This window comes from Burkholderia sp. KCJ3K979, from assembly GCF_016759955.1.
GTDB classification, from domain to species: domain Bacteria; phylum Pseudomonadota; class Gammaproteobacteria; order Burkholderiales; family Burkholderiaceae; genus Burkholderia; species Burkholderia orbicola.
Genome location: NZ_JACFYV010000166.1, coordinates 1 through 15,513 on the forward strand (window position 1 = coordinate 1; position 15,513 = coordinate 15,513).

Sequence of the window (15,513 nt, forward strand, 5' to 3'; positions counted from 1 at the left end):
GCGAAATTCCACGGGGAAAACGCGTAGATCAGCACCGGCGACGCGTCCGACAGGTAGAGCGCGAGATGCGCGATCGCGCACAGCGCGACGGCCGCGATGCCGAGCGCGACGTGTCGCGCGGCGGGCACCGTGAGCAGCGCGAGCGGTGCGATCAGATAGAACTGCTGTTCAACGGCGAGGCTCCAGAAGTGCGACGTGGAGCCGGGCCAGCCGTCCTTGACGACGCCGATCCAGTAATTCGACAGGAACGCCGCGTGCCACGCGAGCCCGAGATTGACGCCGCGCTGGTAGAACAGCGCGTGTGCGATCGCGAGCGCGGCGAGCAGCAGGTAATACACGGGAAAGATCCGCAGCGCGCGCTTCGCGAGGAACAGCGCGAGTGCGTGACGGCGCGTCATGGTGCCGCGCTCGACCGCCTGGCGGTTGCGATGCAACTCGCCGACGATCAGGAATCCGCTGATGAGGAAAAACGTCCACACGCCGAGCTTGCCGACGTCGACGGCAAGGACATGGCCCTTGTGGGACAGGAAAACGAGGATGACGGCGAGGGCTCGCAGGCCGTCGAGTCCTTTGACGTATCTGACTTCGCGCATGGAGGCATCCGGGCATTGAGCGTGCCCAGTATAGGTGCGCAAATATCGAACGTAATTCGCGTTCGTGCTCGTTTGAGCTCATACGTGAAGGCGTTTTTGGATGCTCGAGCGTCGACGAAGTCGGTCGCGCGCAACAAAACCTGCGGGAGACCCCGCGAAAACGCATAAAAGTACTGCACGAAGCGTCAAGGCGCTTGTAGAATCCGGCGTTGAAGCGCGCGCGTTGCACGCTTCGTGTATCCAACGACCACACCTGGTAGGAGAAACATGGCGACTTCCGCAAAAAAGGTGGCCAAGAAGGCTGCCGCACCGGCGACCAAGAAAGTGGCTGCCAAAAAGGCTGCGCCCGCGAAGAAAGTAGTGGCCAAGAAGGCTGTCGCGAAGGCAGCACCGGCTGCTCCGACGCCGCTGAAGGACAAGTTCACGAAGGCATCGCTCGCAACGCACATCGCTGAGCGCGCAGCTGTCGAAGTGAAGGCGGTCAAGGCAGTGCTCGTCGCACTCGAGAACGTCGTGCTGGGCTCGGTCCACAAGAAGGGCGCAGGCGAGTTCACGCTGCCGGGTCTGCTGAAGATCACGGCACAAGTCGTGCCGGCGAAGAAGAAGCGCTTCGGCAAGGATCCGTTCACGGGCGAAGAGCGTTGGTTCCCGGCGAAGCCGGCCAGCGTGCGCGTGAAGGCACGTGCGCTGAAGAAGCTGAAGGACGCGGCGGCGTAATGCCGTGCAACGACTGCCGAATGCATGTCGGCAGTCGTTGCGATGTCCCGAGATCCCCGTACGCGAAAGCGTGCGGGGATTTTTATTGCGCCGCGCAAAGCGCGCGGCAGCGAACAGGCGGCGTCGCGATGACGGGTTGCCCGACGCGTGGCACGCGGCGGATCGTATGTCGCGCATCTGTATCCCCATCGCCGAGCGGCGAGCTTCGTTCGCGCGACGCATGTCGGTGTCGGCGCGGCAGGGCGAAACGCTCGGCATCGTCGGCGAATCGGGATCGGGTAAGTCGGCGCGCGCGATGGCGCTGCCCGGGTGTCGTTTCTTCGCGCTCCGTCGGGCGCGCATCGCCAGGTTTGCCGTCGTGACCGACTTCATTCCGCACGACATCGCCGCACAGCTCGCCGCCGCGCGCGCCGCGATCGAACGGCATCTCGGTGCGACGCTGCAAGCGGTCCACCTGTTCGGATCGGCGCTCGACGGCGGCCTGAAACCGCGTAGCGACATCGATGTGCTGGTGACGGTCGCGGTGCGCCCGGACGAAGCAGTGCGACGCGCACTGCTGTCGGACCTGCTCGGCGCGTCGGCGCCGCCCGGGTGCAGCGGTGGCATGCGCGCGCTGGAGGTCACCGTCGTCGCGCACGGCGACGTGGTGCCGTGGCGTCATCCGGCGCGACGCGAGCTGCAGTTCGGCGAATGGCTGCGCGGCGATCTGGAAGCCGGCATCGTCGAGCCGCCGCTGGTCGATCACGATCTGGCCATCCTGCTGACGAAGGCGCGACAGCACGGTGTCGCACTGGTCGGGCCGCCCGCGGACGTGTTGTTCGAGCCGGTGCCCGCGCGTGACTTCGTCGCCGCGCTGCGCGCGACCGTTGCGCAGTGGGAAGCCGAACCGGACTGGCGTGGCGACGCGTGCAACGTCGTGCTCGCGCTCGCACGCATCTGGTACAGCGCCGCGACCGGCGCGATCGCGCCGAAGGACGTCGCCGCGACGTGGGTGCTGGAGCGCCTGCCGGACGCGCACCGGCCGATCGTAGCCGCTGCGCGAGCGGCCTATCTCGATGGCGAAGCGGGCGCGGCAATCCTGTCGGGCGAACCGCTGGCCGAATTCATCGGCTACGCGCGGCGGACGGTCGAGTCGATGCTGTCGGCGTAGCGACGGGCGCCAGCGACGTACACAAACGACGTACACAAACGACGTACACAAACGACGTACACAAACGACGTACACAAACGACGTACACAAACGACGGGCGCCAATGACGTACGCCACCGGGTTACCGCCGACCCGCGGATAGCAAACGCCTGCAAGCCCGCTACACGCGCAGCCCGTCGAGCCGAGCCCGTGCAGACGACCCGGCGCGGCGTCACGCGAGTACGGCCCGACGTGTTCCGTCAGCCCGCCGTGCCCGCGAAGGCTGCCTTCAGCGCGGCGTCGTCGAACTTGGTCATCTGCATCATCGCGGCGGCCACGCGTCCCGCCTTGACCGCGTCGCGGTCGGCCATCATCGGAATGAGCGCTTCCGGCACGATCTGCCATGACACGCCATAACGATCCCGCAGCCAGCCGCAGCCGTCGGCCGTGCCGCCATTGTCGAGCAGGGCGCTCCAGTAGCGGTCGAGTTCCGCCTGGTCCGCGCAGCTGACGAGCAGCGAGATCGCATGGTTGAACGCCTCCGTGCGCGGGTGGCTCATCGCAAAAAATGGCTGCCCGAACAGCTCGAATTCGACCATCCGCGTGCCGTCGGTGCCGGGCACCGACGTGACGCGCACGATGCGCGAATCCGGAAAGATGCCGGCATAGAAGGCCGCTGCTTCTTCGGCTTCCGTCGAATACCAGAGAAAAGGCGTGATCTTCTGAATCGTCATGACGAGTCTCCTGTCTGTATGGGTCCGGGGCAAACCATGTGCCGCCATCGATACGACGGACGACGCCTGCCGAAATCGACACGCGGCGCAAACAAATCCCGCTGTGGTTGAGCCGGCGATGCCGGCTGTGCGGATGGTAGTCGCTCAACAGCGAAACGGCGACCTCTGCGGACATCGAAAACGGTGTTGCGGGTGCATTGCAGTCGCCAGGCGCCGCTGCCGGCCCACCAGCCTGTATCGGGGCCCCGGCTTGAGCGCGGCGGCCCTGCAGGCGATGCCGGCCGCCACCGGGCGCGGACGAAAAAAAAGCCAGCCGCGGCCGAAACCGGGGCTGGCTTTCCAGGTCGGCGGCAAGGCGTCGGAGACGCCATGCATGCCGGATACTTCGTTTTTAGAACTTGTGACGCAGGCCGAGTGCGACGATTTCCTGCGAGCTCTTGCCGGCGATGCCGTACGAGCCGACCGACGCTTGCGCATCGGTACCGTCGGCGTTCTTGCCGCTTGCGTGCTGGTACGCGCCAACCAGGTAGATGTCCGTACGCTTCGACAGCGAGTAGTCCGCGCCGAGCGAAACCTGGTGGTACTTGGCGTCCGTCTGGCCGCTACCCTTCGTGTAGATGTAGCCGACGCCCAGCAGCAGCGGTGCCGATGCCTGGTACGTGACGAATGCGCGACCCGTGTTGTACTTCTGGTTCGTGCCGAAGGCCGAGTTCGCATCCGCCTTGTACTGGGCGTTGCTGTAGCCGAGGCCGAACGTCACCGGGCCGAATGCATACTGGCCAGCGACTTGCGCGATGCCGATCGACGATGCCGACGTGTACGCGTTGTTGATGAAGTTACCCGAGCCGTCGAAGATCGCGTCCGACGTGCCGGCCCAGCCGGTGCGCTGGCCAACTGCGCTCAGCGGAGCCGAGTTGTTCGCGTGGAAGTAGCCGGCAGCCAGGCCGAGCGGGCCGTTGTTGTACGCTGCCGCTGCCGCCCACGTCTGACCCTTGCCGGTCGAGCCGGCGACGCCGCCGAGTGCGTACATCGCTTCGACCTGGAGGCCTGCCCAGACCGGCGACGTGTACTTGATCGCGTTGCTGACGCGCAGGCTGTTGTCGTTGTTGTCGACGTCACCCGGCGTGGCGAACACGCTGCCGAAGTAGTTGTCAGCCGTGACTGCCTGGACCAGGTCGACCAGCGGGTCGTACTGGCGACCCAGCGTCAGCGTACCGTACTGGTCGCTTTGCAGACCGACGAAGGCTTGACGACCGAACATGCGGCCACCCTGGCCCAGTGCGCCCGATGCCGAGTTGAAGCCGTTTTCCAACTGGAAGATCGCCTTCAGGCCGCCACCGAGGTCTTCCGAACCCTTCAGGCCGAAGCGGCTGCCTTGCAGGTTGCCGCTACCCATCGACCACGAATTGTTACCTTGACCATCGTTACCGTGAACATAGGTGATCGACGTGTCGATCACGCCGTACAGCGTGACGCTCGACTGAGCTTGAGCAGCGCCGGCCGCGCCCAGCAGGGCGAGCGAGAGGGTCGAGAGAGCAAGTTTCTTCATCGTTGAGTTTCTCCACGCAAGTGATTCATCGTTATTTGTTGCGGATTGGAGAATAGCTCAGTGCCATACACGCAAGAAAGCTTAAAAAATAAAGTGTCTCGAAAAGGTAACAGCAGGAAAAAGTCCATATATATCAAGCACATCAGAGACTGTTCCTGTTTATGAAATAGTTGACAATTGCTGCGCTGCGATTGTTTCAATAGCTGACGTGCATGGCGGCACAACCCCTGTTTCGGCCCGTTTCAGCTAGGAAACGAGGGTGTGCAAACGTTTGCGGTTGCGGGTGAGTGTGCGCCGACGTGTAAGGAAAGCGTCGACGCCGCGCGAATGCGCGGCGGACACCGGGTTGCAAGGGAGCGGGAGGGTGTGCCTGGCGCGCGAGATCGATGCGCGGCCTGTTTCAGGGGCGGCGCAATCAGTCGTCGCGCGGGCGATCGTCGGCCTGACCGGGTCGAGCGGCTGGAGCGGGCGCGGCCGGCGCCGCATGCTCGGCCGGCCGATGCGCATTGCCGCGGGCCGCCGCGAACTCCGCGCCGAGCAGCAGCACGATCGCGGAGAAGTACAGCCACATCAGCAGGACCGCGAACGATCCGGCTGCGCCGAACGCACTCGCGGTGCCCGCATGCGCGAGATACAGCGCGAACAGCTTCTTGCCGCCGGAGAACAGGATCGCGGACACGATGCCGCCGATCGCGGCGTCGCGCCACGCGACGCGCGCATCCGGCAGGAATTTCATCAACGACGCGAACGCGGCGGCGAGCACCGCGATGCCGACGAAGAACTGCACGAGGTTCGTGACGACCACGTACGGCGAATCGCCCAGCAGCCAGGTGCCGATGAAGGTGATCGCGGTGTCGAGCACGAGCGACACGATCAGCAGGAACGCGACGCCGAGCACGAGGCCGAACGAGATCAGCCGGACCCGCACCAGCCCGAGCATGCTCGACCAGCGGCTTTCGGTGGCCGGCCAGATCACGCTGAGCGCGGCGCTGAGCGACGCGAACGTGGCCGACGCGCCGATCGCGAGCGCGGCGAACGAGATCAGCGTGGCGAGGCCGCCGCGTTCGCCCGCGCGGTGCGCGTTCTGCACGATCGTCTGGATGGAGGCCGCCGCGTCGTCGCCGATCAGTTGGTGCGCCTGTTCGAACACCTGGCCGCGCGCGGCGTCGTCGCCGTAGAACCAGCCGGCCACCGCGATCACCATCACGAGGGTCGGCGCGAGCGAGAACGCGGAGAAAAACGCGATGCCCGCAGCCATCGCGGAGCAGCGGTCGGACGAGAAGCGCTTGAACGCGGTGAGGGCCCAGTTGGCCTGCTGCTGGGCGAGGCGGGTGGCTTCGGAAGTGATCTGTCGTTTCATGACGGTTCGGTTGCGCGCGGAACGCGGATCATCTCAGTTAATCGGACAAATCGGTATTGATCCGAGGATTCGATCATAGTTGCCTGAACTGTCTATAATTCCTTTCAGTCGTACCCCACCCCACAATAACGCCGAGACCGCCATGCTACAAATGTCCCGGCGCCAGTTCCTGAAGGTGACGGCCACGTCGCTTGCCGGATCGAGTCTTGCCCTGATGGGCTTTTCTCCGTCCGAAGCGCTGGCCGAAGTCCGACAGTACAAACTGGCGCGCACCGTCGAAACGCGCAACACCTGTCCTTACTGTTCAGTGGGTTGCGGCATCCTGATGTACAGCCTCGGAGACGGCGCGAAGAATGCGCAGCCGAGCATCATCCATATCGAAGGCGATCCCGACCACCCGGTCAATCGCGGCACGCTGTGCCCGAAGGGCGCGAGCCTGATCGATTTCATCCACAGCCCGAACCGCCTGACGCACCCCGAGTATCGTGCGCCCGGCTCGGACAAGTGGGAACCCATCTCGTGGAACGACGCGCTCGACCGCATCGCGAAGCTGATGAAGGCCGACCGCGACGCGAACTTCGTCGAGACGGCCGAAGACGGCGCGAAGGTCAACCGCTGGCTCACGACCGGCATGCTGGCCGCGTCGGCGGGCAGTAACGAGGTCGGCTACCTGACGCACAAGACCATCCGCAGTCTCGGGATGCTCGCATTCGACAATCAGGCGCGTGTCTGACATGGCCCGACGGTGGCAGGTCTTGCCCCGACGTTTGGCCGTGGAGCGATGACGAACCATTGGGTCGACATCAAGAACGCGGACGTGATTCTCGTGATGGGCGGCAATGCAGCCGAGGCCCATCCGTGCGGTTTCAAGTGGGTAACGGAGGCGAAGGCGCACCGCAAGGCGCGGCTGATCGTCGTCGACCCGCGCTTCACGCGTACGGCCTCGGTGGCCGATTACTACGCGCCGATCCGCACCGGCACCGACATCGTCTTCCTGGGCGGCGTCATCAACTATCTGCTGACGAACGACAAGATCCAGCATGAGTACGTGAAGAACTACACGGACTTCTCGTTCATCGTGCGCGAGGATTTCGCGTTCAACGACGGCATCTATTCCGGCTACGACGCCGAGAAGCACGCGTACCCGGACAAATCGAGCTGGGACTACGAGCGCGGCGACGACGGCTTCGCGAAGGTCGATCCGACACTGCAGCATCCGCGTTGTGTATACAACCTGCTGAAGCAGCACTACGCGCGCTATACGGCGGAGATGGTCCAGCAGGTCTGCGGCACGCCGAAGGAGAAATTCCTGAAGGTGTGCGAGATGCTCGCGACCACGGCCGTGCCCGGCCGCGCCGGCACGGTGCTGTACGCGCTCGGCTGGACCCACCACTCGATCGGCGCGCAGATCATCCGCACCGGCGCGATGGTGCAGTTGCTGCTCGGCAACATCGGCATCGCCGGCGGCGGGATGAACGCGCTGCGCGGCCACTCGAACATCCAGGGGCTGACCGACCTCGGGCTGATGTCGAACCTGCTGCCGGGCTACATGACGCTGCCGATGCAGGCCGAGCAGGATTTCGACGCGTACATCAAGAAGCGCGTGCAGGAACCGCTGCGGCCGAACCAGCTCAGTTACTGGAAGAACTACAAGGCGTTCCACGTCAGCTTCATGAAGTCGTGGTGGGGCGACGCGGCCACCGCCGAGAACAACTGGGCGTACGACTACCTGCCGAAGCTGGACAAGCAGTACGACCTGCTGCAGGCGATCGAGCTGATGAATGCCGGCAAGATGAACGGCTACATCTGCCAGGGCTTCAACCCGCTCGCGGCGGCGCCGTCGAAGGTGAAGACGGCGGCGGGCCTCGCGAAGCTGAAATGGCTCGTGATCATGGATCCGCTCGCGACCGAGACGTCCGAGTTCTGGAAGCACCACGGCGACTACAACGACGTCGATGCCTCGAAGATCCAGACCGAGGTGTTCCGTCTGCCGACCACCTGCTTCGCGGAGGAAAACGGCTCGCTAGTGAGTTCGAGCCGCGTGCTGCAGTGGCACTGGAAGGGCGCGGAGCCGCCGGGCGAAGCGAGGAGCGACCTCGAGATCATGTCGGGGCTGTTTCTGCGCATGCGCAAGCTGTACCAGAAGGACGGCGGCAAGTATCCGGACCCGATCGTGAACCTGACCTGGCCGTACGCGAACCCGGAGAGCCCGACGCCCGAGGAACTGGCGATGGAGTTCAACGGGAAGGCGCTCGCCGATCTGCCCGATCCGAAGGACCCGGCGAAGACGCTCGTGAAGAAGGGCGAGCAGCTCGCCGCGTTCGCGCAACTGAAGGACGACGGCACGACCGCGAGCGGCTGCTGGATCTTCTGCGGCGCGTGGACCCAGGCCGGCAACCAGATGGGGCGGCGCGACAACTCCGACCCGACCGGCATCGGCCAGACGCTGAACTGGGCGTGGGCGTGGCCGGCGAACCGGCGCATCCTGTACAACCGCGCGTCGTGCGACGTCGCGGGCAAGCCGTTCGACCCGACCCGCAAGCTGATCGGCTGGAACGGCAGCGCGTGGAAGGGCGCCGACGTGCCGGACTTCAAGGCGGACGAACCGCCCGAAAACGGGATGGGGCCGTTCATCATGAATCCGGAAGGCGTCGCGCGCTTCTTCGCCCGCGCGGGGATGAACGAAGGTCCGTTCCCCGAGCACTACGAGCCGTTCGAGACGCCGCTCGGCGCGAACCCGCTGCATCCGAACAACCCGCTGGCGCTGAACAACCCGGCCGCCCGCGTGTTTCCGGACGACCGTGCGTCGTTCGGCAAGGTGGCGGACTTCCCGCACGTGGCGACCACGTACCGGCTGACCGAGCACTTCCACTACTGGACCAAGCATGCGCGGCTGAACGCGATCATCCAGCCCGAGCAATTCGTCGAGATCGGCGAAGACCTCGCGAAGGAAGTCGGCGTCGCGCATGGCGAGCGCGTGAAGGTGTCGTCCAAGCGCGGCTACATCATCGCGGTCGCCCTCGTCACGAAGCGGATCAAGCCGCTGACGATCGACGGCAAGAAGGTCCAGACGGTCGGCGTCCCGTTGCACTGGGGCTTCAAGGGTCTGACGAAGCCCGGCTATCTCGCCAATACCCTGACTCCGTCCGTGGGTGACGGCAACTCCTATACACCGGAATTCAAGTCGTTCCTGGTGAAGGTCGAAAAGGCGTAAGGGGGAAGAGATGGCATTGCAATCGCTGGATATCAAGCGGGTCTCGGCCACCACGACGCCACCGCCCACGGTGCGCGAACCGGTGACCGGGAGCGTCGCGAAGCTGATCGACGTATCGAAGTGCATCGGCTGCAAGGCATGCCAGACGGCATGCATGGAGTGGAACGACCTGCGCGACGAAGTCGGCACCAACGTCGGCGTGTACGACAACCCGGCCGACCTGAGCGAGCATTCGTGGACGGTCATGCGGTTCTCCGAATACGAGAACCCGGCGGGCGACCTCGAGTGGCTGATCCGCAAGGACGGCTGCATGCACTGCGAGGATCCGGGCTGCCTGAAGGCGTGCCCGTCGCCGGGCGCGATCGTGCAGTACAACAACGGGATCGTCGATTTCCACGAGGAGAACTGCATCGGTTGCGGCTACTGCGTGACCGGTTGCCCGTTCAACGTGCCGCGGATCTCGAAGAAGGATCATCGCGCGTACAAGTGCACGCTCTGTTCCGACCGCGTCGCGGTCGGGCAGGAACCGGCCTGCGTGAAGACCTGCCCGACGGGCGCGATCGTGTTCGGCACCAAGGAGGACATGAAGCAGCACGCGGCCGAGCGGATCGAGGACCTGAAGGAGCGCGGCTTCGAGCATGCGGGGCTGTACGACCCGCAGGGCGTCGGCGGCACGCACGTGATGTACGTGCTGCACCACGCGGACAAACCGTCGCTGTACCACGGGCTGCCCGACAACCCGTCGATCAGCCCGATGGTGAAGCTGTGGAAGGGCATCGCGAAACCGCTCGCGGTCGCCGGCCTCGCGCTGACCGCGCTGGCCGGGTTCTTCCACTACACGCGGGTCGGTCCGAACGAGGTCACCGACGAGGAAGAAGCCGCTGCCCGCGACGAGGCACGACGCATCAAGGAGGACGCGAAATGAACCACGACGACCCCAACCTGATCGTCCGCTACACGCCGAACGAGCGCACGAACCACTGGATCACCGCGATCACGTTCGTGCTGCTCGCGTTGTCCGGGCTCGCGCTGTTCCATCCGTCGATGTTCTGGCTGACCGCGCTGTTCGGCGGCGGCCAGTGGACGCGGATCCTGCATCCGTTCGTCGGCCTCGTGATGTTCGTGTCGTTCGCGATTCTCGTGGTGCGCTTCTGGCACCACAATGCGCTCGACGCGGACGATCGCCAATGGCTGAAGCAGATCGGCGACGTGCTGACCAACCAGGAAGACAAGCTGCCGCCGGTCGGGCGCTATAACGCCGGACAGAAGCTGCTATTCTTCACGCTGGTAACGTGCCTGCTGCTGCTCCTGCTGTCGGGAATCGTGATCTGGCGGCGCTACTTCTCGTTCTACTTCCCGATCGGGGTGATCCGCGCGGCCGCTGTCGTGCATGCCGTGGCGGCCTTCGTGCTGATCGCGAGCATCATCGTGCACATTTACGCGGCGTTGTGGGTGAAGGGTTCGATCGGTGCGATGGTGCGCGGCACCGTCACGCTGGGCTGGGCCCGCAAGCATCACCCGAAGTGGTTCCGTGAAAGCGTGAAATAACGCAGCGGAGCGGGGCGGTACGCCGATTGCGGCGTGCTGCTCCGCCCCCACCGCAGGAATCGCCCGAAAGCGCCGATTCGTCGGCGCTTAGTTGGGGGCTGTTTGCGCATGGAACGCGCATGCGAATGCCCGAAATCGCCCGCAGGGCAAGGAGTGAGGAGCGCCGTTTGGCCGAGCCAAACAAGTGACGAGCGACGCCGCCATGTGGGCGATTTCGGGCATTCCCCTAAAATGGATAATTAGACACGGGTTGCCACGAGAAGGGCCGCTCGCCACGTTGCGCTCCTTGCGAATACGTCAGTATTCGCTGCGTCGCGCGCCTCGCGAGCGGCCCTTCTCGTGGCAACGCATGCGCGTTCCATGCGCAAACAGCCCCCTTGGAAGATATTTTCGTGACACAACGCATTCTGGAGCCGACCGAGATCTCGGCACTCGATCATTCGGCCATTCCGCGCTTTCGCCTGCCGGAGCGCGCGACCGCGTTCGCGGCGCGCGCCGCGCGGCTGCGCAAGCTGGCCGACCTGAACCCGATCAGCGGCTACCTGCGGCTGATGGCCACCGTCGCCGACGCGCAGCACGCGACGCTGCAGGCGCTGGAGCTGCCGCTGCCGTCGAAGGAAGCGATCGCACGTGCGCAGGAACATTCGATGCCGCTCGTGCCGGCGCTCGACGGCGAACGCAATGCGCGCTGGCGCGCCGTGCTGTACGAACTGCTCGACCGCGTCGAAAGCGCCGGGCTCGTCAACCCGCAGCTCGCGAAGCTGCTCGACCGGTTGCGCCTGATGGCGCCGGCCGAGCTCGACGCGCAGGCCGATGCGATCCTCGCGCTGCGCTTCGCCGAGGTCGACCCGGCCACCGCGCCGTTCCTGATGGCCGCGCTGCAGGTCGCATGGACCGACCTCGCGAGCCGCGTGACGCCCACCGATGTCCCATATCTCGACCAGCCGGGGCTGTGCCCGGTGTGCGGCACGCACCCGGTCGCGAGCGTCGTGCGGGTCGGCGGCCAGTATCAGGGCTACCGTTTCCTGCAGTGCGGGCTGTGCACGACCGAGTGGCACATGGTGCGCACCAAGTGCTCGCACTGCGATTCGACGAAGGGCATCGCGTATCACGGGATCGAAGGCGGCAGCGAAGCCGTCAAGGCCGAATCGTGCGACGAGTGCAAGACCTATCGCAAGATCGGCTATCAGGAGAAGGACTACGAGTTCGAGCCGCTGGCGGACGATCTCGCGAGTCTCACGCTCGACCTGCTGATGAACGAGGCCGGCTACCAGCGCAGTTCGCCGAACCCGCTGCTGTGGCCGGACGTGTCGCGGGAAGCGGACTGACGGCACGGGGCCGGGGCGGTGCGCGAGCGCCGTCCCCGGCGGACTGCGAAGCATGAGACTGGAGCCACAACGACGTGACCGAACCGGGTGTGAATGAACTGAATGCCGTGCTGGCGCGTGTGCCGTCGGTCGAGCGCGTGCTGTCGTCGGCGCCGCTGCAGCCGCTCGTCGCCGACTATGGCCGCACGCGCGTGCTGAACGCCGTGCGCGCCGAACTGGAACGCTGGCGCACGGCCGCGCAGCGCGATCCCGCGGCGGCCGAGCCGCTCGACGAGCCGCGCATTGCCGCCGCCGTCGCGCGTACCCTGGCCGCGCAGAATGCGGGCGCCGTGCGCACGGTGTTCAATCTGACCGGCACCGTGCTGCACACGAATCTCGGGCGCGCGCTGTTGCCCGACGACGCGGTGCGCGCGGTGGTCGACGTGCTCACGCGGCCCGTCAACCTCGAGTTCGATCTCGCTACCGGCCGTCGCGGCGATCGCGACGACCTGATCGACGCTCTGCTGTGCGAACTGACGGGCGCGGAAGCCGCGACCGTCGTCAACAACAATGCGGCGGCCGTGCTGCTGACGCTGTCGGCGCTCGCGACGAAGCGGGAAGTCGTCGTGTCGCGCGGCGAGCTGGTCGAGATCGGCGGGGCATTCCGCATTCCCGACATCATGAGCCGTGCCGGCGCGAAGCTGCGCGAGGTCGGCACGACCAACCGCACGCATCTGCGCGACTACGCGGATGCGATCGGTCCGCGCACGGCGCTGCTGATGAAGGTGCACTGCAGCAACTACGCGATCAGCGGCTTCACGAAGGAGGCGACGCTTGCCGAACTCGCGCCGCTCGCGCGCGAGCACGGCGTGCCGGTGGCCGTCGATCTCGGCAGCGGCACGCTGGCCGATCTCACGCAATGGGGCTTGCCGCACGAGACGACCGTGCAGGAAACCGTCGCCGCCGGCGCAAACGTTGTCACGTTCAGCGGCGACAAGCTGCTCGGCGGCCCGCAAGCCGGCCTGATCGTCGGCGATCGTGCACTCATCGCGAAGATCAAGAAGCATCCGCTCAAGCGCGCGCTGCGCGTCGGCAAGCTGACGCTCGCGGCGCTCGAACCGGTGCTGCGCCTGTACCAGTCGCCCGAATTCCTGCGCGAGCGCCTCACGACACTGCGCTTGCTGACGCGCCCGCAGCGCGAGATCGCCGAAGCGGCCGAACGGGTGCGTCCTGCGTTGCAGGCTGCGTTCGGCAGCGGTTTCGACGTGACGGTCGAGCCGATGTTCAGCCAGATCGGCAGCGGCGCGCTGCCGGTCGACCAGTTGCCGAGCGCCGGGCTCGTGGTGCGCTCGGCGGACGGCAAGCGCAGCGGCCGCGCGCTCGCACAGCTCGAGAAACGGCTGCGCGAATGGCCGCGCCCGGTGATCGGCCGCGTGGCCGACAACGCGCTGCGGCTCGACCTGCGCTGCCTCGAAGTAGCGGACGAAGCGGCGTTCGTCGCGCAATGCGTGCCGCTCGCGGGGCCCGCTGCATGATCGTCGGGACCGCGGGGCACATCGACCACGGCAAGACCACGCTCGTGCGTGCGCTGACGGGCGTCGACACCGATCGCCTGAAGGAAGAGAAGGCGCGCGGCATTTCGATCGAACTCGGCTATGCGTATACGCCGCTCGGCAACGGCGACGTGCTCGGCCTGATCGACGTGCCGGGCCACGAGAAGCTGATTCATACGATGGCCGCCGGCGCGTGCGGCATCGACTTCGCACTGCTCGTGATCGCCGCGGACGACGGCGTGATGCCGCAGACGCGCGAGCATCTCGCGATCCTGCAACTGCTCGGCGTCACGCATGGCGCCGTCGCGCTGACGAAATGCGATCGCGTCGATGCCGCGCGCGTTGCCGAGGTGCGCGACGAGATCGCCGTCTGGCTGCACGACTCGACGCTGGCGGGCGTGCCGATCTTCGAAACGCGTGCAACGGCGGCCGACGATTCCGGCGTCGCCGCGTTGAAGCAGCACCTGGCCGACGCGGCGATCGCGTGGCGCACGCGTCGCGACGACGGGCTGTTCCGGCTCGCGGTCGATCGCGTGTTTACGCTCGCCGGGCAGGGCACCGTCGTGACGGGTACCGCGTTCGCGGGCCGCGTCGCGACCGGTGACACGCTCGCGATCGTGCGCACGGGCGGCGCGGCCCGCGTGCGCAGCATCCATGCGCAGAACCGGCCGGTCGAGGCCGGCCGCGCGGGCGAGCGTTGCGCGCTGAACCTGGCCGGCGTCGACAAGGCAGACATCGAGCGAGGCGACACCGTCGCCGATGCGCGGCTCGTCGCGACGTCGCCGCGCCTGGACGTCGAGCTGACGTTGCTCGCGGACGCCGGGCTGACGCTGACGCACTGGGCGCCGCTGCACGTGCATCTCGGCACGCTGCATCGCGTGGCCCACGTCGCGCTGCTGGACGGCGACACGCTCGCCGCCGGCCAGCGGATGCGCGTGCAACTGGTATTCGACGAGCCGGTATTCGCGCTGCCGGGCGACCGCTTCATCGTCCGCAATCCGCAGGCGACGCGCACCGTCGGCGGCGGCCGGGTGCTCGATCCGTTCGGGCCGGCCCGCAAGCGCCGTACGCCGGCGCGCCGCGCGTGGCTCGATGCGCTCGCGGCGTGGCTCGACGAAGGGCGCCTCGATGCGCTGCTCGCGCAGGCGCCGCTCGGCATGGCGCGCGCGACGCTCACGCATCTGACGGGATTCGCGCCCGATGCGCTGGCGTTGCCGGACGATGCGCTGGCGATCGGGCAACGCGATGCCGCGGCGAACGAAGGCGCGGTGATTTCGCATGCGCACTGGCGGGCCTTGCAGACGCGGGCGGTCGACACGCTGCGCGCGTACCACGAACGCATGCCCGACGAGCAGGGGCTCGACGCCGCACGCCTGCGACGGATGGCTGCGCCGCTCGTCGGCGATACGCTGTGGCGCGCGCTCGTCGATGCGCTGGTGACGGGCGGCGAGGTCGCGCGCAGCGGGCCGTGGCTGCATCTGCCGTCGCATTCGGTGAGCCTCGAGCCGCGCGAGGAAGCGTTGGCGCGGCAACTGCTGCCGCTGATCCACGCGGGGCGCTTCGATCCGCCGTGGGTGCGCGACCTGGCCCGCGACACGGGTGCGGCCGAGGAGGCGGTGCGCACGCTGCTGCGCAAGCTCGCGCGGCGCGGCGACGTGCACCAGGTCGTGCGCGACCTGTTCTATCACGCGGACATCGCGCGCGAACTGGCGGAGCTGGTCGCGCATCTCGCGCCGTCGCGCGGCGGCGGGCTCGATGCCGCGACGTTCCGCGACGCGACGGGGCTCGGTCGCAAGCGCGCGATCCAGA

General features: G+C 66.6%; 12 protein-coding genes and 1 pseudogene. 9 read left to right on the forward strand and 4 right to left on the reverse strand.

The genetic code is table 11. From position 1 onward, the window contains the following. A partial coding sequence (locus H3O04_RS26470) for an acyltransferase family protein (protein ID WP_202588782.1) occupies positions 1–593 on the reverse strand: 593 nt, incomplete at its 3' end. Between the two features lie 267 nt (positions 594–860). Between H3O04_RS26470 and H3O04_RS26475 the strand changes: the two genes are divergently transcribed. From H3O04_RS26475 to H3O04_RS26485, 3 genes and pseudogenes are all read left to right on the forward strand, one after another. Further along, positions 861–1,310: an HU family DNA-binding protein gene (locus tag H3O04_RS26475; protein ID WP_011548077.1), complete on the forward strand. Its 450-nt coding sequence runs from the start codon at positions 861–863 to the stop codon at positions 1,308–1,310. A 220-nt stretch (positions 1,311–1,530) separates the two neighbouring features. Further along, positions 1,531–1,620, forward strand: a pseudogene (locus H3O04_RS36720) (ATP-binding cassette domain-containing protein); the annotation flags it as partial. A gap of 48 nt (positions 1,621–1,668) precedes the next feature. Then, positions 1,669–2,460 carry an AadA family aminoglycoside 3''-O-nucleotidyltransferase gene (locus H3O04_RS26485; RefSeq protein WP_234621682.1) on the forward strand — a complete coding sequence of 264 codons (792 nt, stop codon included), beginning with the start codon at positions 1,669–1,671 and terminating at the stop codon, positions 2,458–2,460. A gap of 239 nt (positions 2,461–2,699) precedes the next feature. Here H3O04_RS26485 and H3O04_RS26490 read toward each other — a convergent pair whose 3' ends face one another. From H3O04_RS26490 to H3O04_RS26500, 3 genes are all read right to left on the reverse strand, one after another. After that, positions 2,700–3,173 carry a VOC family protein gene (locus H3O04_RS26490; protein WP_202588783.1) on the reverse strand — a complete coding sequence of 158 codons (474 nt, stop codon included), beginning with the start codon at positions 3,171–3,173 and terminating at the stop codon, positions 2,700–2,702. Positions 3,174–3,564: 391 nt separating this feature from the next. Further along, positions 3,565–4,722 carry a porin gene (locus H3O04_RS26495; RefSeq protein ID WP_006479312.1) on the reverse strand — a complete coding sequence of 386 codons (1,158 nt, stop codon included), beginning with the start codon at positions 4,720–4,722 and terminating at the stop codon, positions 3,565–3,567. Between the two features lie 415 nt (positions 4,723–5,137). Continuing rightward, on the reverse strand, positions 5,138–6,082 hold the full coding sequence (locus H3O04_RS26500) for a YihY/virulence factor BrkB family protein (protein WP_023474495.1): 945 nt from the start codon (positions 6,080–6,082) through the stop codon (positions 5,138–5,140). Positions 6,083–6,224: 142 nt separating this feature from the next. Here H3O04_RS26500 and fdnG point away from each other — a divergent pair, with 142 nt between their 5' ends. The 6 genes from fdnG to selB form a co-directional block, all read left to right on the forward strand. Next, the gene (fdnG, locus tag H3O04_RS26505) at positions 6,225–9,296 is read left to right on the forward strand and encodes a formate dehydrogenase-N subunit alpha (protein WP_079999363.1); all 3,072 of its coding nucleotides are present in this window, start codon (positions 6,225–6,227) and stop codon (positions 9,294–9,296) included. Positions 9,297–9,306: 10 nt separating this feature from the next. Next, positions 9,307–10,221, forward strand: coding sequence for a formate dehydrogenase subunit beta (fdxH, locus tag H3O04_RS26510; protein WP_006479309.1), 915 nt, complete (start codon positions 9,307–9,309; stop codon positions 10,219–10,221). Continuing rightward, on the forward strand, positions 10,218–10,844 hold the full coding sequence (locus tag H3O04_RS26515) for a formate dehydrogenase subunit gamma (RefSeq protein WP_202588784.1): 627 nt from the start codon (positions 10,218–10,220) through the stop codon (positions 10,842–10,844). Before fdxH ends, H3O04_RS26515 begins: the two co-directional genes overlap by 4 nt. 392 nt (positions 10,845–11,236) lie before the next feature. Then, positions 11,237–12,172 carry a formate dehydrogenase accessory protein FdhE gene (fdhE, locus tag H3O04_RS26520; protein WP_023474497.1) on the forward strand — a complete coding sequence of 312 codons (936 nt, stop codon included), beginning with the start codon at positions 11,237–11,239 and terminating at the stop codon, positions 12,170–12,172. 74 nt (positions 12,173–12,246) lie between these two features. Beyond that, a complete protein-coding gene (gene selA / locus H3O04_RS26525) occupies positions 12,247–13,686 on the forward strand; it encodes an L-seryl-tRNA(Sec) selenium transferase (RefSeq protein ID WP_006479308.1) in 1,440 nt (479 codons plus the stop codon). Beyond that, the coding region (gene selB / locus H3O04_RS26530) for a selenocysteine-specific translation elongation factor (RefSeq protein ID WP_202588785.1) at positions 13,683–15,513 on the forward strand (1,831 nt) is incomplete at its 3' end. The genes selA and selB, both read left to right, overlap by 4 nt.